General features: G+C 60.8%; 22 protein-coding genes and 1 tRNA gene. 13 read left to right on the top strand and 10 right to left on the bottom strand.

Annotation, left to right across the window (positions count from 1 at the left end; translation table 11 throughout):
* Positions 1 to 64: 64 nt before the first annotated feature.
* From GSQ73_RS15435 to GSQ73_RS15400, 8 genes are all read right to left on the bottom strand, one after another.
* A complete protein-coding gene (locus GSQ73_RS15435; RefSeq protein ID WP_158886531.1) occupies positions 65 to 628 on the bottom strand; it encodes a GNAT family N-acetyltransferase in 564 nt (187 codons plus the stop codon).
* Between the two features lie 13 nt (positions 629 to 641).
* The gene (locus GSQ73_RS15430; RefSeq protein ID WP_158885546.1) at positions 642 to 1,256 is read right to left on the bottom strand and encodes a YdeI/OmpD-associated family protein; all 615 of its coding nucleotides are present in this window, start codon (positions 1,254 to 1,256) and stop codon (positions 642 to 644) included.
* Positions 1,257 to 1,267: 11 nt separating this feature from the next.
* The gene (locus GSQ73_RS15425; RefSeq protein ID WP_158885544.1) at positions 1,268 to 1,756 is read right to left on the bottom strand and encodes a GNAT family N-acetyltransferase; all 489 of its coding nucleotides are present in this window, start codon (positions 1,754 to 1,756) and stop codon (positions 1,268 to 1,270) included.
* Positions 1,753 to 3,048, bottom strand: a complete 1,296-nt coding sequence (locus GSQ73_RS15420) for an amidohydrolase family protein (protein ID WP_158886529.1) — start codon at positions 3,046 to 3,048, stop codon at positions 1,753 to 1,755. Before GSQ73_RS15420 ends, GSQ73_RS15425 begins: the two co-directional genes overlap by 4 nt.
* Positions 3,049 to 3,150: 102 nt before the next feature.
* Entirely contained in the window at positions 3,151 to 4,053 is a 903-nt protein-coding gene (locus GSQ73_RS15415) for a hydroxymethylglutaryl-CoA lyase (RefSeq protein ID WP_158885542.1), read from the bottom strand.
* A gap of 96 nt (positions 4,054 to 4,149) precedes the next feature.
* Positions 4,150 to 6,162, bottom strand: a complete 2,013-nt coding sequence (locus GSQ73_RS15410) for a biotin carboxylase N-terminal domain-containing protein (protein WP_158885540.1) — start codon at positions 6,160 to 6,162, stop codon at positions 4,150 to 4,152.
* A gap of 68 nt (positions 6,163 to 6,230) precedes the next feature.
* Positions 6,231 to 6,734 carry a cupin domain-containing protein gene (locus tag GSQ73_RS15405; protein WP_158885538.1) on the bottom strand — a complete coding sequence of 168 codons (504 nt, stop codon included), beginning with the start codon at positions 6,732 to 6,734 and terminating at the stop codon, positions 6,231 to 6,233.
* A 42-nt stretch (positions 6,735 to 6,776) separates the two neighbouring features.
* The gene (locus GSQ73_RS15400) at positions 6,777 to 7,571 is read right to left on the bottom strand and encodes an enoyl-CoA hydratase-related protein (protein ID WP_158885536.1); all 795 of its coding nucleotides are present in this window, start codon (positions 7,569 to 7,571) and stop codon (positions 6,777 to 6,779) included.
* Positions 7,572 to 7,690: 119 nt separating this feature from the next.
* On the opposite strand from GSQ73_RS15400, the gene GSQ73_RS15395 reads away from it, so the two are divergent.
* From GSQ73_RS15395 to GSQ73_RS15385, 3 genes are read left to right on the top strand one after another with little or no spacing between them, the layout of a single operon-like run.
* Complete coding sequence (locus GSQ73_RS15395; RefSeq protein ID WP_158885534.1) at positions 7,691 to 7,933, top strand: FeoA family protein; 243 nt, start codon at positions 7,691 to 7,693, stop codon at positions 7,931 to 7,933.
* Positions 7,930 to 9,771 (top strand): ferrous iron transporter B, encoded by a 1,842-nt coding sequence (locus GSQ73_RS15390; protein ID WP_158885532.1) that lies wholly within the window; start codon positions 7,930 to 7,932, stop codon positions 9,769 to 9,771. Before GSQ73_RS15395 ends, GSQ73_RS15390 begins: the two co-directional genes overlap by 4 nt.
* Complete coding sequence (locus GSQ73_RS15385; protein WP_158885530.1) at positions 9,768 to 10,070, top strand: DUF6587 family protein; 303 nt, start codon at positions 9,768 to 9,770, stop codon at positions 10,068 to 10,070. The genes GSQ73_RS15390 and GSQ73_RS15385 overlap by 4 nt, the downstream gene beginning before the upstream one ends.
* 83 nt (positions 10,071 to 10,153) lie before the next feature.
* On the opposite strand, the gene rpsT is transcribed toward GSQ73_RS15385, so the two are convergent.
* Positions 10,154 to 10,417, bottom strand: coding sequence for a 30S ribosomal protein S20 (rpsT, locus tag GSQ73_RS15380; protein WP_072760571.1), 264 nt, complete (start codon positions 10,415 to 10,417; stop codon positions 10,154 to 10,156).
* A 277-nt stretch (positions 10,418 to 10,694) separates the two neighbouring features.
* On the opposite strand from rpsT, the gene GSQ73_RS15375 reads away from it, so the two are divergent.
* From GSQ73_RS15375 to ispH, 4 genes are all read left to right on the top strand, one after another.
* Positions 10,695 to 11,648, top strand: coding sequence for a bifunctional riboflavin kinase/FAD synthetase (locus tag GSQ73_RS15375; protein ID WP_158885528.1), 954 nt, complete (start codon positions 10,695 to 10,697; stop codon positions 11,646 to 11,648).
* 97 nt (positions 11,649 to 11,745) lie between these two features.
* Entirely contained in the window at positions 11,746 to 14,607 is a 2,862-nt protein-coding gene (gene ileS, locus GSQ73_RS15370; protein WP_158885526.1) for an isoleucine--tRNA ligase, read from the top strand.
* A 101-nt stretch (positions 14,608 to 14,708) separates the two neighbouring features.
* Positions 14,709 to 15,209 (top strand): signal peptidase II, encoded by a 501-nt coding sequence (lspA, locus tag GSQ73_RS15365; protein WP_158885524.1) that lies wholly within the window; start codon positions 14,709 to 14,711, stop codon positions 15,207 to 15,209.
* Between the two features lie 35 nt (positions 15,210 to 15,244).
* Entirely contained in the window at positions 15,245 to 16,207 is a 963-nt protein-coding gene (gene ispH, locus GSQ73_RS15360; RefSeq protein WP_158886527.1) for a 4-hydroxy-3-methylbut-2-enyl diphosphate reductase, read from the top strand.
* A gap of 66 nt (positions 16,208 to 16,273) precedes the next feature.
* Here ispH and GSQ73_RS15355 read toward each other — a convergent pair.
* Positions 16,274 to 16,349, bottom strand: a tRNA-Thr gene (locus tag GSQ73_RS15355).
* 257 nt (positions 16,350 to 16,606) lie between these two features.
* On the opposite strand from GSQ73_RS15355, the gene pilV reads away from it, so the two are divergent.
* From pilV to GSQ73_RS15325, 6 genes are all read left to right on the top strand, one after another.
* Positions 16,607 to 17,143 carry a type IV pilus modification protein PilV gene (gene pilV / locus GSQ73_RS15350; RefSeq protein ID WP_158885522.1) on the top strand — a complete coding sequence of 179 codons (537 nt, stop codon included), beginning with the start codon at positions 16,607 to 16,609 and terminating at the stop codon, positions 17,141 to 17,143.
* Positions 17,144 to 17,175: 32 nt separating this feature from the next.
* A complete protein-coding gene (locus tag GSQ73_RS15345; protein ID WP_158885520.1) occupies positions 17,176 to 18,513 on the top strand; it encodes a PilW family protein in 1,338 nt (445 codons plus the stop codon).
* 56 nt (positions 18,514 to 18,569) lie between these two features.
* Positions 18,570 to 19,217: a PilX N-terminal domain-containing pilus assembly protein gene (locus tag GSQ73_RS15340; protein WP_158885518.1), complete on the top strand. Its 648-nt coding sequence runs from the start codon at positions 18,570 to 18,572 to the stop codon at positions 19,215 to 19,217.
* A gap of 92 nt (positions 19,218 to 19,309) precedes the next feature.
* The gene (locus GSQ73_RS15335) at positions 19,310 to 22,996 is read left to right on the top strand and encodes a PilC/PilY family type IV pilus protein (protein ID WP_158885516.1); all 3,687 of its coding nucleotides are present in this window, start codon (positions 19,310 to 19,312) and stop codon (positions 22,994 to 22,996) included.
* Between the two features lie 22 nt (positions 22,997 to 23,018).
* A complete protein-coding gene (locus GSQ73_RS15330; protein WP_158885514.1) occupies positions 23,019 to 23,441 on the top strand; it encodes a type IV pilin protein in 423 nt (140 codons plus the stop codon).
* A 14-nt stretch (positions 23,442 to 23,455) separates the two neighbouring features.
* Positions 23,456 to 24,040: a GspH/FimT family pseudopilin gene (locus tag GSQ73_RS15325; RefSeq protein WP_158885512.1), complete on the top strand. Its 585-nt coding sequence runs from the start codon at positions 23,456 to 23,458 to the stop codon at positions 24,038 to 24,040.
* Positions 24,041 to 24,050: the final 10 nt, after the last annotated feature.

Below are 24,050 nucleotides of genomic sequence, written 5' to 3'. Positions count from 1 at the left end.
TGTAGAAAAAAACCCCCGCCGATCGGCGGGGTTTTTCGTACGCGACCTGTTTCCAGTGCCGCCGTTACACGAGCAGTTCGCGGAATGCCGGCATGTCCACGAGTTGCGGAAATGGAATCACCGGTGACGGTAGCGCGTCCGGTATCTGCAACTGCATCTGCCACACACCCACGTCCCACCACTGGCCGTGCTTGTATCCGCATTGTTTCCAGACGCCTGCCGTGGTGAAGCCCATCGTTTCGTGCATGGTCACGCTGACGTGGCCGGGCAGGGTGATCACGCCGACCGCCTGCGTGATGCCTTGCAGGCGCATGCTTTCCAGCAGCACGCCGTAGAGCCGCCGTGCGATGCCACGTCGTTGCGCGTCGCCATGAACATAGATCGACGTCTCCGCGATCCAGTCGTACGCCGCGCGTTCGCGAAAGCGTCCGGCATAGGCGTACGCCAGCACATGGCCGTCTTCTTCCCAGACCAGCCACGGATAGTGCTGCAGTCGCGCGAGAATTCGATCGCGCATCATCGCCACGCCGGGCAGCTCGGTTTCGAATGTGGCGACGCCATCGATGATCGACGGCGCGTAGATCGCGTGAATGGCATCGGCATCCTTTTCGTGCGCGACGCGAATCATCGGGCGCGTGCCATCAGCATTTTGCATACTTCCAGTTTCGTGATTTGCCTTCGGCGAGCCACTCGATGGTGGTTGCGATGCGCTTGTCGCGCGTCGCGTCGGTCTTGGCTTGGTTGATCCACTCAACGTATTCGCGCTGCATGCTCGCGCTCATCGCGTTGTAGTGCGTGCGCGACGCCACATGCTTCTTCAGTCGCAGCGAGGCGGCCAGCGCCTCGGGCACGACGGGTGGCGGTTTCACGGCGGTTTTCGGACGCCTCAACTTGACGCCTGCTTCGTTCAACGCAGTAGCTTTCTTGATGTATGCAGCAAGCTCTTTCTTCGAAGGCAGATCCTTGATGGACGTGATCTTGCCGAACTGACCCATACCATCTTTCGAGTCATCCGCGCTGTCGCCGCCCACGACCTGCCGCGACAGCCAGAAGCCGAAACCGACGTGTTGCTTGAACGCGGCCATCATGCAGATCGACGAGCCGTTGTAGCCGAAGAACGGCATGCTCCATTTGATGCTTTCTTCCACGTCGGGGCAGGTTGCGTGCACCACGTCGCGCAGATGTCGCAGGATGGGCTGCGCGAATGCGGGCGATTTTTCGATATAGCTGTCGATGCGAGGATCATGGCTGGCCATGGCAACTCCGTTCAGAGTTCGAGGATGAAAAAACGGTCGCAACTGAAGTGACCGGTGCCGCCCATCGGCGCGGACAAAGGTTTGAATCCGCTGCGCGCGTACAGCGCCTGCGCGGCATCCATGCCGGTGAGCGTTTCCAGATAGCAGCGCCGGAAATTGAACGAGCGTGCGGCGTCGAGGCAATATTGCATCATCGCCGTACCTGCGCCGATGCCGCGCGCGGCGGGCATGAAATACATCTTGCGCAATTCGCACACGTCCGGCTCGCCGTTTTCCAGTGGCGCCACACCGCCGCCGCCGATGATTTTTCCATCGCGCTCGACTACGAAATACGCACCACGCGGTTGATCGTAGGCCTCGCACATGCGGTCGACTTCCGCGTCGTGGATCGCAAAACCCGGACCGTCCGCACCGAACTCGGGCATCACGTGGCGGATGATCGCCGCCATCGCGGCGTTGTCTTCGAAGCGGATCGGGCGAATCTGAAAAGCGTCGCTCATGGAGTTCCTTCGGGTGTGCGGTAGATGCTGCCGTTCTTCATCACGAAAGCCGGACGCTGCAGCGCCTTGATGTCGACGCTCGGGTCGCCGTTGAATGCGACGAGATCGGCGTCCATGTCCGGCGCAATGCGACCGAAGTGCTGCGATTGCCGAAGTATTTTCGCGGCTACATCGGTGGCCGCGTGCAGCGCCTGCGATGGTGTCATGCCATTGGCAACCATCGCGGCCGGTTCGCGCCAGTTGTCGCCATGCTTGAAGACGCCGATGTCGCTGCCGTTGCCGATGATCACGCCGAGCTTGAGCGCTGTACGAAAAGCGTGCTCGGCTTCGCGCATGCGTTCGGTCGGTTCGCTCTTGCCGGGCACGTAGTGCTCGAAATATTCCGCGGTGGATTCGACCGCGGTGAGCGTCGGCTCGTAGGCCGTACCGTGCTGCTTGAGTAATCTGAAGGTTGCTTCGCTCGCACCGTAGCCGTGCTCGATGCTGTCCACGCCTGCTTCCACCGCCATGCGCACACCGGCATCGCTGGCGGCGTGCGCGGCCACCGGACGACCGGAGAGATGCGCGGTGTCGACGATGGCCTTGAGTTCGGCGGGCGTGAAAGTCGGCGCAGTGCTGCCGTCCGGGCCGACGCGATAGTCGGCATACAACTTGATCCAGTCCGCGCCACGCGCCGCCTGTTCGCGCACCGCGGCCATGGCGGCATCGACGCCGCTGACTTCCTGCGCGCCGCTTGGAAGATCGAGATCGGGACGATAGCCGCGCGGCCCGGGTCCGTAACTCGCCGTGGCGACGATGGCGCGTGTGGCGACGAACAACCGCGGCCCCGGAATCAGGCCTTCCTCGATCGCGCGCTTCACGGATACATCGGCGAAACCGGCACCTTCCGTTCCCAGATCGCGCAAGGTGGTGAAGCCTGCCAGCAGGGTGGCTTTCGCATGGGCGGCGGCTTCGAGCGTGCGGTAATCCTGCGGTTCGGTCAGCACCTGATCGTTCCACAAGGTTTCGTTGTACGGGTGCAAAAACAGATGCGAGTGCAGGTCGATCAGGCCTGCGGTGAGCGTGGTGCCGGGGAGTTCGATGCGCCGCGTAATCGGCGGCGCCTTGATCGTATCCGCAGGTCCTACCGCAGCGATGTTGCCATCGTGTACCAGCACGGCCCAGCCGTCGTGCGAGGCGTGCTCGTCACCCGTCCACACATGCGACGGGAGCAACAACCATTCGCCTTTGGGCGTCACGGTTTTCGCTGACTGCGCCAGCACGCCCGCGCTGAAGAACGCCAGCGACGCCATTACCAGGCAACGCTGCCAGTTTGGTCGGCTCGCACGCATCGTTGCATCCCCGAAATCCGAGATCACCATGATAGCGACGCATCCTTCGCGCTGGCGAGATGCTCAGCCGACCGCAGTGCGCGCACGTGTGACGCGACTGGCGGTTTCCTTGTGCAACTGCGCGGCCAGCCATGCGCCGGTAGCGACCAGCAGATCGAGGTCCACGCCGGTGGTCATGCCCATGCCGTGCAGCATGTACACCACGTCTTCGCTGGCGACGTTGCCGGTGGCACCCTTGGCATACGGGCAACCGCCGGTGCCGGAAACGGCGCTGTCGATCACGCGCACGCCTTCTTCCAGGCAGCTGAGTATGTTCGCCAATGCCTGACCGTAGGTGTCGTGGAAATGGACGGCGAGCGCGCTGATCGGCACTTCTTGTGCAACGGCATGCAGCATTGCGCGTGCCTTGGCGGGCGTGCCGATGCCGATGGTATCGCCGAGCGAAATTTCGTAGCAGCCCAATTCGTAGAGACGCTTCGCCACGCGCACCACTTCGCTCACCGGTACCTCGCCTTGGTACGGGCAGCCGAGCACCGTGGAGACGTAGCCGCGAACGCGCACTTCGTCGGCCTGTGCCTGTTCGATCACCGGCACGAATCGATCGATGGATTCGTCGATGGAGGCGTTGATGTTCGCGCGATTGAACGCTTCGGAAGCTGCCGTGAACACGGCGATTTCGCGGGCGCCGACTTCGCGTGCGCGCTCATAACCCTGCAGGTTCGGCACCAGCACCGGATAGCTCACGCCCGGCAGCTTGCGAATACCGCGGAACACCTCGGCAGCATCGGCCAGTTGCGGCACCCATTTCGGGCTCACGAAACTGGTTGCCTCGATCGTCTGCAAACCGGTCGACGAAAGCCGATCGATTAGCGCGATCTTCACGTCCGCCGGCAACAGCGTTTTCTCGTTCTGCAGGCCGTCGCGGGCGCCGACTTCGACGATGCGGACGTGGTTGGACGGGTTCATCGGATGCTCCGGATCATTTGTAGGAGCGCACCCTGTGCGCGATTGCTTTTGAAGCATGGCGAGAAGCAATCGCGCACAAGGTGCGCTCCTGCCTGCTCAGGCTACGAATTTCACCAGCACACTATCGGCTTCGACGAATTCGCCTTCGGTGGCGAGCACGTTATCGATGGTGCCGGCACGCGGCGCCTTCAAGGCCAGTTCCATCTTCATCGCTTCCATCACCAACAATTCCTGGCCTTGTTCAACGTGGTCGCCTGCCTTCACTTTCACCAGCACGATGCGGCCGGGCATCGGCGCGATCACCTGATTGCCGCCGGCAGCGTCTTTCACTTCCCATGCGAATGCCGGTGCGCGCGAAAAGCTGTAGCGCTGGCCTTCGGCATCGTGCAGAAGCACATGTTGCGCATCCGCGCGAGCGTTGAACCGGCATGCCTCGCCATCGAAGCGCGCGCTGAGCACGTCGTCATTACATCGTGCACCGCGTACGTTGCAGACACTGTCGCCGTGACGCAATTCGTATTCGCCAGCGTGGCCGCGCGCTTCCACCTCGTGGCGTTGTTCGCGCAGTGCGAGTGCGACGATGCGTTTTCCCGCGTGGCCGACGCGCCAGGCATCGGCATGGTTCCACGGTGAATGCGGATCGGCACTATCACGTGCAGAGGTCATCGCTTCGCGCTCATCGGCCAGCAACGCGGCGGTGGCGCAGGCAAACAGCACGCGATCGACAGGCACGATTTCGCCGGTGACGAACTCCTCCAGATGACGATCGAGATAACCGGTGTCGATGGTTCCGTCGATCACGGCTGGGTGTCGCGCGAGGCGTTCGAGAAAACCGATATTGGATTTCGGCCCGATGATTTCGCAGTCGGCCAGCGCATCGCGCAACCGCTGCAATGCCTGCGCGCGGGTGACGTCGAACACGATCAACTTGGCGATCATTGGATCGTAGAAGATCGTGACCGTATCGCCTTCGACCACGCCGCCATCGAGCCGCACGTGCGCCGAGCGCGAAGGCAGCCGCAATGTTTGCAATTTGCCCGAGCCGGGCAGGAAGTTCTGGTCGGGGTCTTCGGCGTACAGGCGCACTTCGATCGCGTGTCCGCGCGCATGTACCTGATCCTGCGCCAGCGGCAGCGCTTCGCCGTGGGCGATGCGCAGTTGCCATTCGACGAGGTCGAGGCCCAGCGTCAGTTCGGTCACCGGATGCTCGACCTGCAGGCGTGTATTCATTTCCATGAAAAAGAATTCGCCCGGGCTGCCGTCTGCCTGGCGCGCCACGATGAATTCCACCGTGCCCGCGCCGACATAGTCGACGGCTTTCGCCGCCGCGACGGCTGCTTCGCCCATCGCCTTGCGACGCGCCGGATCAAGCGTGGCCGAAGGCGTTTCTTCCAGCACTTTCTGGTAACGGCGCTGCGCGGAACATTCGCGTTCGTTGAGATGGATCACGTTGCCGTGCGTGTCGCCGAACACCTGGAATTCGATGTGCCGCGGATGCTCGACGTAGCGTTCGAGGATCATCCGCGTGTCGCCGAACGAACTGGCCGCTTCACGTTGCGCGGATGCGAGTGCATCAGCGAATTCAGAGGCGTTGCGCACGATGCGCATGCCTTTGCCGCCGCCGCCGGCCGCGGCCTTGATCATCAACGGAAAGCCGGTTTTGCCGGCTTGGTCGGCCAGGTACGCGACGTCCTGATTTTCGCCGTGATAACCCGGCACCAGCGGCACCGCGTGATTATCCATCAGCGCTTTCGCGGCAGCCTTCGAACCCATCGCATCGATGCTTTCCGGACGCGGGCCGATGAAGACGATCCCGGCGTCGTTGCAGGCGCGGGCGAAAGCAGTGTTTTCCGACAGGAAACCGTAGCCGGGATGAATCGCCTGCGCACCGGTTTTTTTCGCCACCTCGAGGATGGCTTCGCCGCGCAGATATGAATCCGCCGGTCGTGGCCCGCCGATCGGCCATGCCTCATCGGCCTGACGCACGTGCTGCGCGTCTTTGTCCGCTTCGGAATACACCGCGATGGTGTGGATGCCAAGGCGTCGGCAGGTGCGGATCACGCGGCAGGCGATCTCACCACGGTTGGCAATCAGTACGCGCTCGAACATGCGGATCCTCGGGATGTTCGTTATCCAGCAAAGCCGGTAAAACTAGCAGATCGCTTATGCGCCGGGTGCTATTCGCCGTCCCAGTAGTCGACAGCTGCGTCGTAGCGGCCGATGACGCGGTAGGGCGGTTTTTCTGGTTGGAGCGTGGGATCGACGACCTGATATTTGCCCGAGTCGGGGTATTCGCAGATATCGGTGACGCCACGCGTGGACACCGCGAGAAAACGCAGTTCGACATCGCCGGTGTTGATGATCTGGTGCGCCGTTTCCGGGCCGCCTGGCGGGCAGGCGATGATGTCGCCGCTGCGCAACGGATAACGGGAATCGCCCAGTCGGAGTTCACCACTGCCTTCGAGGATGAAGAACATTTCCTCCAGCACGCGGTGGTTGTGGAACGGGCAGGCGAGCTTGCCGGGCGCGATCACCGTGAGGTTGTAGCCGAGCCTGCGTGCACCGATGCGACTGCCAATGTCGCCCCAGCGCAAGTCGTATTGATCGGCTAATCGACCCGGCGGCAATTCATCGGCGCTGGCCTGCTGCAGGACGATTTGATCGAGATTGAGAATGTGCATGTTGTCCGTTGATCTGATGTTCGGGTCAGGCGTGAAATCACTTCAGACGTTCGCGACCCAACGCGGTGCCTGCTTGTCGAGGAACGCTCCCAGTCCGTGCTGACCTTCCTCGGAAATGCGCAGGCGGGCAATGAGCTCGGCATTGGCGGCATCGATCCGTTCCGCCTGCGCCGGTTCAGCATCGCCCATGCGCAAGGCCAAGGCCTTCGCTTCGCGCTGGGCATTCGGTCCCGCCTTGTTCAACAAATGCAGTTGGCGCTCGATGGCTTCATCCAGATCGCCGGCGGGAACGCAGGCGTGCAGCAAGCCGATGCGTGCGGCAGTCGCGGCATCGAACACTTCGCCGGTGATGAACAGCCGACGCGATTCGCGCAGGCCGATGGCAGCGACCACATACGGCGAAATCACCGCGGGCACGAGTCCGAGTTTCACTTCGGACAGGGCAAACTTGGCGGTGTCGATACCGATGGCGATATCGCAGCAGGCGACTAGCCCCACGCCGCCGCCATACGCTGCACCGTTTACTCGGGCGATGGTGGGCTTGGACAGGAATTGGAGCGTGCGCATCAGTTTCGCCAGCCGCAGCGAATCCTGGCGATTTTCCTGTTCGCTGGCGCTGGCCATGCCGCGCATCCAGCGAAGGTCGGCGCCGGCCGAGAAGCAACTACCGTTGCCGGTCAGCACGACAGTGCGTACGCCGGGATCGGCATCGAGTTTTTCCAGCGCTTCGGTGAGCGACACGATCAGCACGTCGTCGAAGGCGTTGTGGACCTGCGGCCGGTTCAGGCTCAGCCAGGCGACCGGGCCGCGCCGTTCGCTCAGGATGGATTCGCTCATCGGTGGATTTCCGGCAAAGAAAGCCATCATAAACGCTGGCTGCAAGCGCATGAGCCGCGTGATGCGGCGGATCGGGCAAAGGTCTACAATGCGAACAATTCTTATTTGTGAAGTTGCCCGTGCGCCTCTCCGATCTGCCCAAAGGTGCTACCGCAGTGGTCGAACACGTGCATGACGCGCACGTGTCGGACCCGATTGCGCAGCGCCTACGCGATCTCGGCTTCGTCGATGGCGAGCCGGTGCGGGTGGTGGCGATCGGGCCGCTGGGTGCAGATCCATTGCTGATCCAGATCGGCTCGACGCGGTTCGCCCTGCGTCGCAGCGAAGCGGCGCGAGTCACCGTGCGGCAGGAGGCGGCATGAGCGCGGCAACGGTTCGCATCGCGCTGGTCGGCAACCCGAACTGCGGCAAGACCGCGTTGTTCAACCTGCTCACCGGCGGTCGACAGAAAGTGGCCAACTACGCGGGCGTCACCATCGAGCGCAAGGAAGGCCGTTTCGTCGCGCCATCCGGTCGCACGCTGCAGATACTCGACCTGCCAGGCACATACAGCTTCGACGCGAACAGCCCGGACGAGCAGATCACGCGCGACGTGCTGGAAGGCAATTATCCCGGCGAAGCGGCGCCAGACCTGATCGTCTGCGTGGCCGACGCCACCAATCTGCGCCTGCACCTGCGGTTCGTGCTCGAAGTGAAGCGATTGGGGCGCCCGGTAGTGCTCGCACTCAACATGATGGACGCCGCGCGGCGACGGAATGTCGTCATCGATGTCCCGGAACTGCAGCGCCGGCTTGGCATGCCGGTGGTGGAGACGATCGCGGTGAAACGCGATGGCGCGCAGGCATTGATCGAGCGCGTGGACGGTGAAATTCCCGAAGGCGCGACGGCCGTGGTCGACGATGCGATCAGTCGCGCCGATTTGCACGCGCAGGTGCGCGACATCCTCGGCGCCACCGTCAGCATGCCGCGCCAGACCGCGGCAATGGACGACGCGCTCGATCGCTGGGCGCTGCATCCGGTGTTTGGTCTGGCCATTCTTGCGGTGGTGATGTTCCTTGTTTTCCAGGCGGTCTATTCGATCGGCAAACCGATGACGGACGCCATCGGCGATGGATTCGGCTGGATGGGCGAACACGTGTCCACGTTGCTGCCGCCGGGTCCGTTGCAGAGTTTGATCACCGATGGCTTGTTCGGCGGCCTCGGTACGGTGATTGGTTTCCTGCCGGAAATTCTCGTGCTGTTTTTCTTCATCCTCGCACTGGAGGAATCCGGATATCTGCCGCGCGCGGCGTTCCTGCTCGACCGCCTGATGATGTCGGTCGGCTTGACCGGGCGCTCGTTCATTCCGTTGCTGTCGAGTTTTGCCTGCGCGATTCCCGGCATCATGGGCACGCGCAGCATCCAGGATCCGCGTGATCGTCTCGCGACCATTCTGGTCGCGCCGCTGATGACTTGTTCGGCACGATTGCCGGTGTACGCGTTGCTGATCGGCGCGTTCATTCCGATGCATCACGTGTTGGGTATTTTCAACCTGCAGGGGCTGGTGCTGTTCGCGCTTTATGCCGCCGGCATTCTCGGTGCGATGGGCGTCGGCTGGGTGATCAAGCGCATCCATCGCGACAAAAGTGAGCACGCCTTGTTGATGGAACTGCCCTCGTATCGCATGCCCAAGCCGCGCGATATCGTGATTGGCCTGTGGGAGCGCAGCACGATTTTCCTCAAGCGCTTGACCGGCGTGATCCTCGCGCTGACGGTGCTGATGTGGTTCATCTCCACGTTTCCGTCGCCACCGGCGGGCGCCATCGGTCCGGCAATCGATTACAGCTTTGCCGGTTACCTCGGGCGTGGCTTGCAATACATTTTCGCGCCGCTCGGGTTCAACTGGCAGATCAGCCTGTCACTGATTCCCGCGTTCGCCGCACGCGAAACCGCCGTCGCCGCGCTGGCCACGGTGTATGCGGTCGGCGGCGATGCGGGCACGGGTGGCTTGGCACATGCGCTGACCGCGAACTTCTCTCTCCCCAGCGCGCTGTCGTTGCTGGTCTGGTTCGCGTTTGCACCGCAATGCATGTCCACGCTGGCGGTGATCCGTCGCGAGACGAACTCGTGGCGCAACGTGACAATCTCTTTCAGCTACATGTTCGCAGTGGCGTACGTGGCTTCGCTGCTGACTTATCAAATCGCAAGGTTGCTGACATGAGCGCCGCCTTGCTGATCCAGTACGTGGTGATCGCGTTGCTGGTGGCGGTGAGCGTGCTGGTGGTTTTTCGCAAGCTCGCGCCAAAGCTCACCAATCGCTGGCTGGCCTCAGCGTCGATCCGTTTCAGTCAACCGGATCGCGCGGCTTGGCTGCGTTCGTTCGGTCGACGTTTGCAGCCAAAGCAGGCCACCGGCGATTGCAGCGACGGCTGCAGCACTTGCGCTGCGTGTGGACCCAAACCGCCGGCAGCGGCACGGCCGGGAACGATGCCGCTGGAGTTTCGTCCACGGACCAAGTAGTCCGCGGACCAGACAATCGAAGTTTCGGACAACGAAAAAGCCGGCTCGCGCCGGCTTTTTCGTGAACACGAATCGCTGTTGGCTTATGCCAGTTCGCGAATCTTCGCGTTGAGGCGGCTCTTATGGCGAGCGGCCTTGTTCTTGTGGATCAGGCCGCGGGCAGCGTAGCGATCCATCACTGGTTGAGCGACGGTGAACGCGGCGATCGCGCCGGCCTTGTCCTTGGCCTCGATGGCCTTGACGACCTTCTTGAGGGCGGTGCGGACCATGGAGCGGGCGCTGATGTTGCGCAGGCGGCGCTGCTCGGACTGGCGCGCGCGCTTCTTCGCGGACTTGATGTTGGCCAAGGTAGAACTCCGGAATACAGGGTTGAGGTTGGAAAAAGACGCCAATTATGCGGGCGATTGGCCGTTGCGTCAATCATTTAGCCATGATCGATGGCATGCAACGATGGATGGCCAGATCAGGTCGTCATTTTGACACGCCGGACTTTCATTCGTCGCAGAGTCATCGCCTGGGCTCGTCGCAGCGGATCGAAATCCTGTCCGGGTGATCGCCGGGAAAGACCATACATTGCGGCGGCCTCGACCTGAATCAGCGCGCTGCCACCGTTATACTCAGGCGATGATGAAACTTTTCAGGGACGCTGCGGGCCCTTGCCTGGCGCCCGGCGGCAGTGTGATCGCGGTCGGCGCATTCGATGGCCTGCATCGCGGTCATCAGGCACTGCTCTCGCGGGTGCGCGAACGTGCGCGGGTGATCGAGTGCGCGCCAGTCGTGGTGAGTTTCGAGCCGTTGCCGCGCGCGTTTTTCTCGTCAGAGCCGGTGGCGCGCTTGTCCAGCATTCGCGAAAAACTCCGCGGGTTCGCAGCCGCAGAGATGGATCGAACACTGCTGTTGCGTTTCAACAAGGCACTCACGGCGATGTCGGCGGAAGATTTCGTGCATCAGGTTCTCATCGCGAGACTGGCCGTGCGTGAAGTCTGGGTTGGTGCCGATTTTCGGTTCGGCCAAAAGCGCGGCGGCGACCTCGCGTTACTCGAGCGAATGGGCGAACAGCTGGGTTTTGCCGCGCGCACGATGCCGCTGGTCACGCTGGAGGGCGAACGCGTTTCCGCGAGCCGCATACGTTCATTGCTGGCGAACGGCGACTTTGCGCAAGCCGAGCCGCTGCTTGGGCGGGCTTTCGTCATCGACGGCAAGGTGGAATACGGCAATCAGCTCGGCCGCACCCTTGGTTATCCCACGGCCAACATCCATCTCTCTCAGCGCGTCAGCCCGGTGCATGGCATTTTCGCGGTGCGGGTGGGGCTGGGCGAGGGCGAATGCAGTTGGCCGGGCGTGGCGAGTCTCGGCGTTCGCCCGACCGTGAACCAGGTCAGCGAGCCGTTGCTGGAAGTCCACCTGTTCGATTTCGATGGCGATCTCTACGGCCAGCGCATGGCGGTGGAATTCGTCGCCAAGCTGCGCGATGAACAGAAATTCGACGGACTCGAACCGCTCAAGACGCAGATGGCGATCGACTCGCGCATGGCGCGCGAACTGCTCGGCATGAATTCGCGACTGGTCGAAGCTTGAATGGCCGTCGGCATTCCGGCACAAGTGCAAATCAACTAACGTTCTTTCCTTGCCTGCCATGCTGGCGGGCCGCTTCATTCGAGATGGCAATCAGGCAATGACCCAGGATTACAAAAGCACGATCAACCTGCCGCAGACCGAATTTCCGATGCGTGGCGACTTGCCCAGGCGCGAGCCGATGTGGCTGGCGGAATGGGAACGGGTGGATCGCTATGCGCAGATTCAGCAGAAGACGGCCGACCGCGAGAGCGTGTTCGTGCTGCACGATGGCCCGCCCTATGCGAACGGCTCGATCCACATCGGTCACGCGGTCAACAAGATTCTGAAAGACATGGTGGTGAAGTCCAAGCTGTTGGGCGGTCATCGCGCGCCTTACGTGCCGGGTTGGGATTGCCACGGTCTGCCGATCGAGATCGCGGTGGAAAAGAAATTCGGCAAGGCCGGCGACAAGCTCGACGCCGCCGCGTTCCGGCAGAAATGTCGCGAGTACGCGCAGGAACAGGTCGATGCGCAGCGCACCGACTTCAAGCGACTCGGCGTGCTTGGAGACTGGCAACGTCCGTATCGCACGATGGATTTCAAATACGAGGCGGACATGCTGCGCGCGCTTGCGCGTATCGTGTCGAACGGTCACGTCGTGCGCGGTGCGAAGCCGGTGTTCTGGTGCTTCGACTGCGCCTCGGCTTTGGCTGAAGCGGAGATCGAATACGGCGACAAAGTGTCTCCCGCGGTGGACGTGGCGTACGACGCCGTCGACGCAAAATCGCTTGCTGCAAAATTCGCTGTCGACGCCGTCGATGCGATCGTCGCCATTCCGATCTGGACCACCACGCCCTGGACCTTGCCCGAAAGCCAGGCGGTGTCGCTCGGTGCGGATCTCGAGTACGCGTTGATCGAAGGCCCATCGCGTAACGGCAAACGCGTAATGCTGGTCGTGGCCAGCGCGCTGACCGACAAGGTCGCGCTGCGTTACGGACTGGAACACACGATCGTGCTGGGTCATGCGACAGGCGCGGCGTTGGAAGGATTGAAACTTCATCATCCCTTCTACGCGCGCGAAGTGCCGGTCATCCTGGGTGATCACGTCTCCGCCGAAGACGGCACCGGTGCCGTGCACACCTCGCCCGATCACGGTGTCGAAGATTTCGTGGTGTCGCGCGAATACGGCATTGGCCTGCTCAACTACATCGAGCCGCGCGGCACCTATCGCATCGATACGCCGGTAGCCGACGGACTCGAACTCGGCGGCATGCACATCTGGAAGGCCAACGATGCGCTGGTCGATCTGCTGCGTCAGCGCGGCGTGCTGCTGGCGTTCGCGAAGATCGAGCACAGCTATCCGAATTGCTGGCGCCACAAGACACCGGTGATCTATCGCACCACGCCGCAGTGGTTCGTCAGCATGGAACAGGCGTCGCTTCGCGAAACTGCGCTGACATCGATCAAGAGCGTGCGCTGGATTCCAACCTGGGGCGAAGAACGCATCGCCGGCATGGTGGCCGGTCGTCCGGACTGGTGCATTTCTCGTCAGCGCACCTGGGGCGTGCCGATCGCGTTGTTCGTGCACAAGGCCACGCAGGAGCCGCATCCGGATTCGGTCGAGTTGCTGGAAAAGATCGCGCAGAAAGTCGAGCAGGGCGGGGTCGACGCTTGGTTCTCGCTGGACGCGAAAGAGCTGCTCGGCAAGGACGCGGACGACTACGAGAAAGTTACCGATGTGCTGGACGTCTGGTTCGATTCGGGCGTGACGCATTTCGCGGTGATCGGCCAGCGGCCTGAACTGCAACAGGGCAACGCCGAGCACTACAAAGTGATGTATCTGGAAGGCTCCGATCAACATCGAGGCTGGTTCCAGTCGTCACTGCTGACTTCATCGGCGATCCATGGCCGCGCGCCGTACAACGAAGTGCTCACGCACGGATTCGCGGTGGACGCGAACGGCCGCAAGATGTCCAAGTCCTTGGGCAACGTGGTCGCGCCGCAGAAGGTGATGGATACGCTCGGCGCCGATGTGCTTCGCCTGTGGGTCGCATCAGCCGATTACCGCAACGAGATGACCGTCTCGGACGAGATTCTCAAGCGCGTGTCCGACACCTATCGTCGCATACGCAACACCGCGAAGTTCCTGCTGGGTAATCTCGATGGGTTCGATCCGTCGACGCATCTCGTGTCTGTGGAAAACAGTCTGCGGCTCGATCAGTGGGCCATCCAGCAAGCGCATGACGTACAGCAGGCGGTGCTCGCCGCCTATGATCGTTACGACTATCCGGAAGTAGTCGCGCGCGTGCAGAACTTCTGCACCAACGAGCTCGGCGCTCTGTATCTCGACATCACCAAGGATCGTCTGTACACCATGCCGACCGACAGCCACGGTCGGCGCAGCGCGCAAAGTGCGATGTACCGCATCGCAGAAGCGCTGGTGCGCTGGCTGGCACCGGTGCTGAGTTTCACGGCCGAAGAAATCTGGCAGCAACTGCCCGGCGCGCACAGCGAAAGCGTGCTGTTTGAAACCTGGTACGACGGTTTGGCTAATACGCAGGCTTCGCCGGAACAACGGCGCTATTGGTCTGACTTGTTGACGATTCGCGATACGGCGTCACGCGTTCTCGAAGGCATGCGCAAGGCCGAACAGATCGGCGCAGGCCTTGAAGCAAAACTCGTGATCCACGCCGATGAGGCCGTGCGAACACGTTATGCCGAATCTGCTGACGAGCTGCGTTTCTTCTTCATCGTTTCCGATTTGGAAGTGGCGCCGTTGTCGCCACGTCCGGATGACGCGGTGAAAGTTGAGCTGGATGGCGCCGAAGTATGGGCCTCTGCCAGCGTCAGTAACGCGATCAAATGCGTGCGCTGCTGGCATCGCCGAGATGACGTCGGCAGCCACGCAGCCCACCCGGAACTCTGCGATCGCTGCATCGACAACATCGAAGGCCCGGGCGAAGATCGCCGCTGGTTCTAATGCGCAGAAGCGCACCCGTGCGCGATGCTTTCTGGTGACATGACGAAAGAGCATCGCGCACAGGGTGCGCTCCTACAGGTTCTCTTTTGCAGGTTTTGTCCATGTCCTCCAAACCCAATGCGCTCATCTGGCTGTGGCTGTCCGCCGTCGTCGTCGCACTCGACCAGCTCAGCAAGTGGTGGGCCACGCACGCGTTGCAACCGATGGGCGTGCCGCATCCGGTGATTCCCGGCTTTCTCAACTGGACACTCGCGTTCAATAGCGGCGCGGCTTTCAGTTTTCTCGCTGGCGGCAGCGGTTGGCAGCGCTGGTTCTTTGTGTTGCTCGCACTGGTGGTCAGTGCCGTGCTGTTGACGTGGTTGGCGCGCACGCCGCGTCGGGATTGGCGCACCGGCATGCCGCTCGGGCTGATCATCGGCGGCGCGCTCGGCAACCTGGTCGATCGCCTGCACGCGTCGCAGGTCACCGATTTCATTCACGTGTATTTCCGCGACTGGAATTACCCGATCTTCAACCTCGCCGACTGCGGTATCACCGTGGGCGCGGTCGCGCTGGTCGTGTTCGGACTGTTTGCCGGCAAGCCTGAAAAACGCGTGCGATAATCACCATTCCACTTTCGCGACCGACGAGACATTCCCTGGACATCCTGCTCGCCAATCCTCGTGGTTTTTGCGCCGGCGTTGATCGCGCCATCGCCATTGTCGAGCGCGCGCTGGAATCCTGGGGCGCACCGATCTACGTGCGCCACGAAGTCGTGCACAACCGCTACGTGGTCGACAAATTGCGCGCCGACGGCGCGGTATTCGTCGAAGAACTCCACGAAGTGCCGGACGGGGCGACGGTGATCTTCAGCGCACACGGCGTGTCGCAGGCAGTGCGCGAGGAAGCCGATGCGCGCCATCTCAAGGTATTCGACGCCACGTGTCCACTGGTCACCAAGGTGCACATGGAAGTTGCGCGGCTCGGCCGCATCGGTCGCAGCGTGGTGCTGATCGGCCACGCGGGACATCCGGAAGTCGAAGGCACCATGGGTCAATGGAATCCGGCGAACTCCGGCGAGATTCTGCTGGTCGAATCGCTGCAAAGCGTCGAACAACTCGCGCCTCAATTTCGGCACGCGTTGTCCTATGTGACACAAACCACCCTTTCGGTAGACGACACCAAGGCGATCATCGAAGCATTGCGCACGAAGTTTCCGGACATCGAAGGTCCGCGAAAAGACGACATCTGCTATGCCACGCAGAATCGGCAGGATGCGGTGCGCCGGCTCGCCGATGCGGTCGATCTGATGCTGGTTGTCGGTTCCGTCAACAGCTCCAATTCAAATAGGCTGCGCGAACTGGCCGAGAAGCAGGGCGTGCGTTCGTTCCTCATCGACGGCGCCGAAAATATCGATCGTGCGTGGCTTGAAGGCGTCGAGCACATTGGTCTTACCGCCGGCGCATCAGCGCCAGACAAACTGGTACGCGACGTCATCGCGCGTCTGCAGTCCTGGGGCGCGGGCGAAGTGCGTGAACTGGACGGCGAGCCGGAAAACATCACTTTTGCATTGCCAAAAGAATTGCGCGTGATCGGCAACAACAGCTCGGCGAATTTCTGATCCGTCTTTTACGGATACGAAAGGACAGATATGAAAAGGCCCGCATCAAGCGGGCCTTTTCATATCTGGTGCCGGAAATAGGAATCGAACCTACGACCTACGCATTACGAATGCGCCGCTCTACCAACTGAGCTATTCCGGCGAAGAGCCGCGAATTTTACGGTGCGATGCGATATGGCGCAAGCCGTGCACCCACCCTGGCGGATTCATTCATGGCGATAGTCACAAGAAACGAGTGAGTCGTCGTCGTCGGGTAAGCAGACATGCGCATTCGATGCAGATCAAGCTTCCATCCTGTTTTCATCCACTCGTCGGCCAACTTCTACCGCTTGTCGGCCAGCGATGGACGGCGCGCAAGCGGCGCGTACCCTGCACGCGGGGGTGTCGGGAGAGTTTTTCATGGGATGCATGTCGCGCCAGCGAGGTATCTCGCTGATCGAAGTTCTGGTCGCGACACTGATCTTCAGCATTGGCCTGATTGGCCTGGCTGGATTGATGGTGATGGCGACCCGCTCCAACCACGGCGCCTATCTGCGAACGCAGGTGATCTTTCTGGCCAATAACATGGCCAATCGCATGAGCGCCAACTCCGTAGGCGTGTGGAGCGGGAAATACAACAGCAGCGGATACCCCCTTGCAGTTGCTTCCGTCGATTGCTCAACAACTGCCTGCAACGCAACCAGTCTTGCGGCCCGCGATCAACAGATGTGGAGCAGCCAGCTACGCGCTTTCCTGCCCAATCCACAAGCCACTATTACTTGCGGCGGTACCACCAGCGCCGGATACAACCCCACTGCACAGATCAATTTTCGCCCTCCTTATGGCGGTAATTGCAACATGCAGATCCAATGGAGTGAGCGCTCGGCAGGCGATCAGGCCAGTCAATCGAATGCCGCTGCACAAATCCAGACTTTTACCTGGGAGTTTCAGCCGTGAGGGAGCGCATTTGTTTTCACCGCCAGCGGGGAGTGACATTGATTGAACTGATGGTGGCGATGGTGCTGGGCCTGATCGTTGCAGGCGGCATCGTTACCATATTCATTTCAACCTCCAGCAGTAATCGCACGCAGACTCAGTTGGCCCGGCTGCAGGAAGAAGGGCGTTTTGCAATCAGCCGGCTCAGTAACGATTTGCACATGGCCAATGGCCAGTACTGCACCGGTACCGGCGGTGTGGCACAGGCAGGCACGGGAGGCGTGTACTTGGACCATCTGCGCTCTCCCAAGGTTTACGCCAGGAATCTGACGGGTGCGCTCAGTGACGTCACCACAGCATGGGGTGCCAGCAGCGGAGGCCATGCGTATCCGCCGGCACCTTCGACGCCGTACAGCATGCCGTCGTTCCTCTTCATGCGCGGCTACGACTGCGGTCTTACGGATGCAACGTGTTCGCCAGCCAATCCGGCCGCAGCCGGATTGCCGTCCATGGGAAAGACATTGGGCGCTCGCGTCAGCGGCACGGATGTCATTACCGTGCGTTATGTCAATCCTTCCAGTGGTTGGGCGATCGGTGGGCCAGGTGCAAGCAAAATTGCCACGTCTTCCAGCATGGGCACGATCAATTCAATTACCTTGATTCCGGATTCCTCTGCGGATGAGCCGCCAGTAACCAACTTCGCCAATGGCGATCTGGCGATGCTTGCCGACTGCTCGAATGCCCAGATATTTCCGGCAACGGCATCCGCTACCGGCGTGATTGTGCCGGTAATCAACTCTACCGATGGTTTCGGTACAGGCAGCAGTAATACGCCTGCAGCGCAGCAACCTGAATCGGCACCCAAATTATTTGACGTCAATCGCGATCTGCAGACAGTGACCTATTATCTGAAAGTGGTCAGCGTCAATAACGACAACGCCGCCCCATTTACTGGCGCGCTCATGCGGCGCATCAATGGCGGTGATCCGACCAAAAAAGGTGGCTCGGAGGACGAGTTGGTACGTGGCATCGAGCGCCTGGATTTCAAATACGGCGTGCAGGACTCCAGCGGCAATACAAGTTTTCTCACCGCCAGCCAGATCGACGCCTCCACCAACTGTCCGCCCGCCGAAATCAATGCCATAACCGCTGTCGGATGTTTATGGCGCGGGGTGACCAGTATTGAAGTCAGCATCCTGATGGACGGTCAGGTACCGCTCTATACGCTCGCAGCCGACGACATGATGTACGCCTACAGCATCGACGGAAACACCGTGGCCGTTGCGCCGGAAAGCACTCGCCAGGTCACGCCGAACCAGCAGGGCTTTGTCGATCAGATGCTGCGGCGTGAATTCACCGTGCTGGTCGCTCTACGCAATTACAACCCATGATGCCGCACGCGGTTTCTCGATGCCGTCTGCGCTGAATATAGATCAATGGAGTCATCATGCAAATGTCCAACAAGCTGCCACCGTTTCATCAAGCCGCGCGTACGCAACGTGGCGCGGTATTGGTGGTGGCGCTGATCTTTTTGCTGTTGCTGACCATCCTGGCGATCAGCGCATCCAGTCGTTCGTTGTTGCAGGAGCGCATGGCCGGCGGGCTATTCAATGCGCAGCAGGCCGAGATGAGTGCGCAGACTGCGTTGCGTGGCGCCGAATGGAAATTGTGGACCAGCGCGAGCAGCCTCGGCACGCACCTCCACTGTGGCAGCGGCACCTTCACGGACTGCTACATTTTCGATCCGGCCAATCCGATAGCCAACGTAACCAGTTTCCGCTCCAAGCAAGGGTGGGTTACCGCTGGTGCTACCGAATACAAAGGTTATGGCGATGGAACGAATTACACCGCATTTGCAAGTTCGACTCAGCACGGCAATCTTGCAGATAACCCGCGCTACATGATCGAGGACATGGGCGTCGAGTACGCGCCGGGCATCAGTGGCAGCCTGCATGAGTCCGGCGCCACGGGCACCGGTGGCGTCGGTTACACGAGTACGACAAGGCATATCTACAGGATTACCGCCCGTGCCAGTGGCGGTAGCAACAACACCGTGCGCGTGCTGGAAAGCACATTCGCCGCGAAGAGCAATTGAAACGGAGTTCCAGAATCATGCTTGTCGGTCGTTCGTTTCCCAAGCGTCTGCGCCACGCTTCGTTAGCTTTCATGTTGACGGTTATGGGTGGCATGTCCGCGCCAGCTTATGTGGCCACCGCGATCGTGGTGATTTCCGTAAGCCCGGATGTTTCGGCCGCTCCGGCTGGCAGTTCAAGCACAGGTGTGGTGGATCTCGGCACAACGCCGCCGCAATTGACTCAGACGGTGGCGCCGAATATCGCGCTGACCTTCGATGACTCCGGCTCCATGGGCTCCTCTGGATTGCCGGACACTGTCGACAACGCGGACGGCAATGGAACCGGTTACAAATCGAAACGCTATTACTCGGCATCCTACAATTACGTCTATTACGATCCGACCAAGACGTATAGCCCGCCATCCAATCCGGATGGCACTTCTTTTCCCGACGCCACCTATACGGCAGCATGGCGGGATGGCATCTGCGCAAATACGAGTACAGGCTGCAGCACTACCGTCAATTTATCCACGTCTTTCAAAACGACGGCGACGGGTTTCCCCTCGGACGTCTACGCGTCCAATTGCAGTAACCAGGCCAAGGCCTCCGTGGCAGGCGTCTGGTACAACAATGGCGCTTGCAGCTCTGTCGGCATACCGACCAGCGTATCTTCGGGTGCTGGTGGGTTTTGGTATACGTATAACGGTAGCGGGAATGTTGATTCCGACAGCAGTTATGGCATCCACACGGTGCCGAATACGAGCGACGCCACGGCGCTCGCGTTACAGAAAAACTTTGCCAACTGGTATTCCTATTACCGCACACGCAACCTGATGGCCCGAACGTCGTTGTCGCAGGCATTTGCCAATGTGGCTGCGGGCACGATCCAGATCGTCTGGCAGAACATGAATGCCAATACGCTCGCGACCGGCAGCACGATCGGGCTTTTCAGCGGTACGCAACGCACCAACTTTTTCAACTTTCTCTATGCATCACCGAATAAAGGCGGCACGCCAAGTCTGGATGCCACGATCAGAGTGGGAAAATATTTCAGCCAGAGTCCGACCACCAACAACAAGGACCCTTACTGGAACGGAAAAACCAACAACGATGCCAAGGATCTGACGTGCCGGAAGAATTTCCACATTCTGGTGACCGATGGTTATTGGACGCAGGACACACCTTCCAGTGCGCCGGGATCCGGTTTCCCCGGCAACGTCGTCACCTTGCCTGATGGCAAGATGTATTCAAACTCGTCAGGCAGCACCAGCGTCTATTGGAACCGCACGAGTGGCAGTGCAACCACGCCAACGCTTTCCGATCTCGCTTTCTACTATTGGGCGAATGATCTTCAGCCGGGCATAGCCAACAATTTGCCGGCTTACTGGTCGGGTACCAGTTATACCCAACCGACTCAGGCTCCAGACGCCGATTATTTCAATCCCAGCAACGATCCAGCGGTCTGGCAGCATATCGATATGTATGCGGTGGGTTTGGGTGTCAACGGCACCTTGTCGCAAAACGCCACCACGCTCAACAGCCTGATCGCGGGCGGCACAAAATGGCCCAAGGTCAATGACACGAGCAGCGTGAGTGACGGCACGGGTATCGACGATACGTGGCATGCAGCCCTTAACAGCAGAGGCCTGTACTTCAGTGCAACCAGTCCTTCACAGCTGACGACCCAACTGGGCTCGATTCTCAGCAACATCGGTGCACAGGCGGCTCCCCCGGCGACCGGCGCGCTCAATACCAGCGTGCTGATTGCGAATTCGCTGGGCTTCAATACCGGTTTCAATCTCGGTAGCTGGAGTGGCACATTCACCGCATCTTTCCTGAATGCCGACGGGACGGTTAGTGGCGGTGCATGGGATGTGGGTGCGTTGCTTACGGCGCGTACGACATCGCGACAGATTCTCACCGCGAAAGCCAACGCAGGCGGCACCGGCGTGACAGGCATTCCGTTTCAATGGGGCGGTCTGGATGCGGCCGAAGTAACGAATCTCGGTATACCTGCCAGCACGGCAACCGGCGATAGCGCGCAGACCCGGCTGGCCTGGCTGCGTGGCGATCGCACCTCGGAGAACAACGGAGTGATGCGCTTGCGCACCGCCTTGCTTGGTGCCGTCATCAATGCGCAGCCGGTGTACGTCGCCTATCCAGCCAACGGCTACAGCAATAATAACTGGCCCGCAAATTCACCCGAGGCACGCGCTGCGGTGGCGACCACGCCACATGGCTACGACCAGTTCGTGCAGACGTACAACACGCGTACGCCGACGGTGTACGTCGCCGCCAACGACGGCATGCTGCACGCGTTCGACGCTACCCAGAACGCCGACGGTACGAGGACTTCCACCAGCGGCAACGAATTGTGGGCTTACGTGCCGCGCGCGGTGTATCCGAACCTGGGTGCGTTGACCTTGTCGAAAAATTTCAAACCTGTATCGGGCGTCGATGCCACACCGGTGACGCGCGACGTGTTTTTTCCGAATTCGGGAGGCACGGACGGCAGCTGGCACACGATCCTGGTTGGCGGGCTGCGGCTCGGTGGTCGCGGGGTCTATGCACTGGATATCACCAATCCGTTGACGGTGAACGAGAGTACGGCCAGCAGCTCCGTACTGTGGGAATTCAATGCCGACATGTTGCCGGTGGCATCGGGTGCCGCGCCGGCTCCAGCTGCAACGGGAACCAATCCCGGCGGCAAACCGGCGGATCTCGGTTACACCTTCGGGCAGGCCAATATCGGGCGTCTTGCCAATGGCCGTTGGGTGGTCCTTGTACCGGGTGGTTATTTCCCGGACTGCAAGGCAAGCGATGCACCTCTGGGTTGCACCACGAACCCGGCGTACAACAGTTTCAGTTCGCTGTTCGTGCTGGATGCGCAGACCGGTGCGTTGATCAACGAATTGAAGACGCCGACGATGATCGGCACGAAAGCCATTACCAGCTACGGATTAGGTACGCCGGTGTTGGGTGACTACAACAACGATCAGGTCGATGACGTGGCTTTTGCCGGTGATCTCGTCGGCCAGCTATGGCGTTACGACTTGACCAACCCCGACCCGTCACTCTGGACAGTGACCCTGGCTTACCAGCCGACAACAGCGTACGCACAGCCCATCACGTTGATGCCGCGGTTGTTCCCTGATCCGGCGACCAACAAATTCATCGTGGTTTTCGGCACGGGCAAGTACCTGGGTGCGTACGACAATGCCGTGGCCAACCAGCAACAGCAGGCCGTTTACGGCATACGCGATCTTGGAACCACGGTGGTCGGCACCACGAATCTGCAGCCACAACTTCTGTCGGATTTGGCAAGCACCTCGGGCAGTACCAGCGGTCAGACATTGCGCGGCGTGACCAGCAATACCGTCAGCTCGAGCCAGAGCGGCTGGTATTTCAACCTGATCGACACGGGCGAGCGCATGGTGGTTACGCCAACCGCGTTGTTCGATACGAATCGCGTGGTCATCACAACGCTGATTCCGCAAAGCGATGATCCGTGTGCAGCGGATGACACGGGCGCGGTGATGGTGGTTGACGCGGCCACAGGCGGAGCGGATGGCGGTCTTTCTTCTCTCGGTGGTGGCTGGAGTTCGGGCGGCGTCGCATACCAACCGGTCGGTGCCATCGTGAACAATCCACCCACCAGCGGCACCTTGCCGGTGGCAACGAGCGTGGGTGGCGGACACCTGTTGATTCCCGGGTTGAGCGTCGCAGGTGGCGGCTTACTTTCCATCGACGACGCCATCTGGCGCCGTCGCTCTTGGCGAGAGCTCAACAATGACCAGTGATGTCGGCACAAGGGGACATACGATGGAACGCGAGCGCGGTTTTACGTTGGTTGAACTGATGGTGGTGGTACTGATTATCGCCATCCTTGCCGCTGTCGCGATTCCGGCCTACGGACGTTATGCGTTTCGTGCCCGGAGAGGCGACGGTCAGGCACTGCTGCTGCGTATCGCCAACGCGCAGGAGCGCTTCTATGCGACCAACAATCACTATGGATCGTTGAGCGATGTCGGATTTTCGGCGCCGGCAACGTCGGAGAAGGGTTTTTATCTGGCGACATCAGATGTGGCATCCGGCAGTACGTCGGCGCAGGCATTCAAGGCAAAAGCAACGCCCCAGGGGGCGCAAGCCAGTGATGCGTGCCAAGCACTTTCGATCAGCAACGCGGGCGTCAAGCTGCCAGCAGCGACTGATACCACGTCGAACAGCAACGGTAATTGCTGGTGATGGCCGCGTCCGGTATGCGTCGCCCATCACGTGGTTTCACACTGATCGAACTGCTGGTGACGCTGGTCGTGGCGGCCATCCTGGTGTCGATCGCGTTGCCAAGTTTTCGCGATTTGATGCGCCGTAGCCGAGTCAGTTCGGCCAGCAATACATTGACAGGAAACCTGGCGTACGCCCGCACCGAAGCCATCGATCGCGGCCAGCTGGTTTCCATGTGTCCGAGTACGGACGGCCAAACCTGTGCGGGAGGAACCACGCTCGAAACAGGCTGGATCGTGTACACCTATCCGTCTGGCGCGGCTTCCGCCAACAAGGCGGCTACGGCTACGTCGCTCATCCTGCGAGCAACCGCCAATATCGCTGGCGTGTCGGTGCAATCGAAGAACGCGGAAATCATCACCTTCGGTCAACAAGGGCAATTGAAGTCAACGGCGATGGCAACGTCCGGGCCAACGCTGGACTTCATCACCTGCTATCGCAGCGGCAGCACGGGTCTTGGAACAAGCACCGCAACCGTTCCAGGTGCGGAATTGAAAGTCAACGGATCCGGCAGTGTCGCCACCGACGTCGTTGCTACGGGCACAGCTTGCTCGCCATGATCGTCCGCAG

Source organism: Rhodanobacter sp. L36 (genome assembly GCF_009765755.1).
Classification (GTDB): domain Bacteria; phylum Pseudomonadota; class Gammaproteobacteria; order Xanthomonadales; family Rhodanobacteraceae; genus Rhodanobacter.
This window is presented reverse-complemented; position numbering and strand designations above follow the sequence as displayed.

Excerpts from the sequence above, each read along its gene's own strand:
- GSQ73_RS15400 (WP_158885536.1), bottom strand. The coding sequence starts at position 7,571 with ATGAGCGAATCCATCCTGAGCGAACGGCGCGGCCCGGTCGCCTGGCTG.
- GSQ73_RS15330 (WP_158885514.1), top strand. The coding sequence starts at position 23,019 with ATGGAACGCGAGCGCGGTTTTACGTTGGTTGAACTGATGGTGGTGGTA.
- GSQ73_RS15340 (WP_158885518.1), top strand. The coding sequence starts at position 18,570 with ATGCAAATGTCCAACAAGCTGCCACCGTTTCATCAAGCCGCGCGTACG.
- GSQ73_RS15385 (WP_158885530.1), top strand. The coding sequence starts at position 9,768 with ATGAGCGCCGCCTTGCTGATCCAGTACGTGGTGATCGCGTTGCTGGTG.
- GSQ73_RS15405 (WP_158885538.1), bottom strand. The coding sequence starts at position 6,734 with ATGCACATTCTCAATCTCGATCAAATCGTCCTGCAGCAGGCCAGCGCC.
- GSQ73_RS15410 (WP_158885540.1), bottom strand. The coding sequence starts at position 6,162 with ATGTTCGAGCGCGTACTGATTGCCAACCGTGGTGAGATCGCCTGCCGC.
- GSQ73_RS15325 (WP_158885512.1), top strand. The coding sequence starts at position 23,456 with ATGCGTCGCCCATCACGTGGTTTCACACTGATCGAACTGCTGGTGACG.
- pilV (WP_158885522.1), top strand. The coding sequence starts at position 16,607 with ATGGGATGCATGTCGCGCCAGCGAGGTATCTCGCTGATCGAAGTTCTG.
- GSQ73_RS15435 (WP_158886531.1), bottom strand. The coding sequence starts at position 628 with ATGATTCGCGTCGCGCACGAAAAGGATGCCGATGCCATTCACGCGATC.
- GSQ73_RS15425 (WP_158885544.1), bottom strand. The coding sequence starts at position 1,756 with ATGAGCGACGCTTTTCAGATTCGCCCGATCCGCTTCGAAGACAACGCC.
- GSQ73_RS15415 (WP_158885542.1), bottom strand. The coding sequence starts at position 4,053 with ATGAACCCGTCCAACCACGTCCGCATCGTCGAAGTCGGCGCCCGCGAC.
- GSQ73_RS15420 (WP_158886529.1), bottom strand. The coding sequence starts at position 3,048 with ATGGCGTCGCTGGCGTTCTTCAGCGCGGGCGTGCTGGCGCAGTCAGCG.
- GSQ73_RS15375 (WP_158885528.1), top strand. The coding sequence starts at position 10,695 with ATGATGAAACTTTTCAGGGACGCTGCGGGCCCTTGCCTGGCGCCCGGC.
- GSQ73_RS15430 (WP_158885546.1), bottom strand. The coding sequence starts at position 1,256 with ATGGCCAGCCATGATCCTCGCATCGACAGCTATATCGAAAAATCGCCC.
- GSQ73_RS15390 (WP_158885532.1), top strand. The coding sequence starts at position 7,930 with ATGAGCGCGGCAACGGTTCGCATCGCGCTGGTCGGCAACCCGAACTGC.
- ileS (WP_158885526.1), top strand. The coding sequence starts at position 11,746 with ATGACCCAGGATTACAAAAGCACGATCAACCTGCCGCAGACCGAATTT.
- GSQ73_RS15335 (WP_158885516.1), top strand. The coding sequence starts at position 19,310 with ATGTCCGCGCCAGCTTATGTGGCCACCGCGATCGTGGTGATTTCCGTA.
- lspA (WP_158885524.1), top strand. The coding sequence starts at position 14,709 with ATGTCCTCCAAACCCAATGCGCTCATCTGGCTGTGGCTGTCCGCCGTC.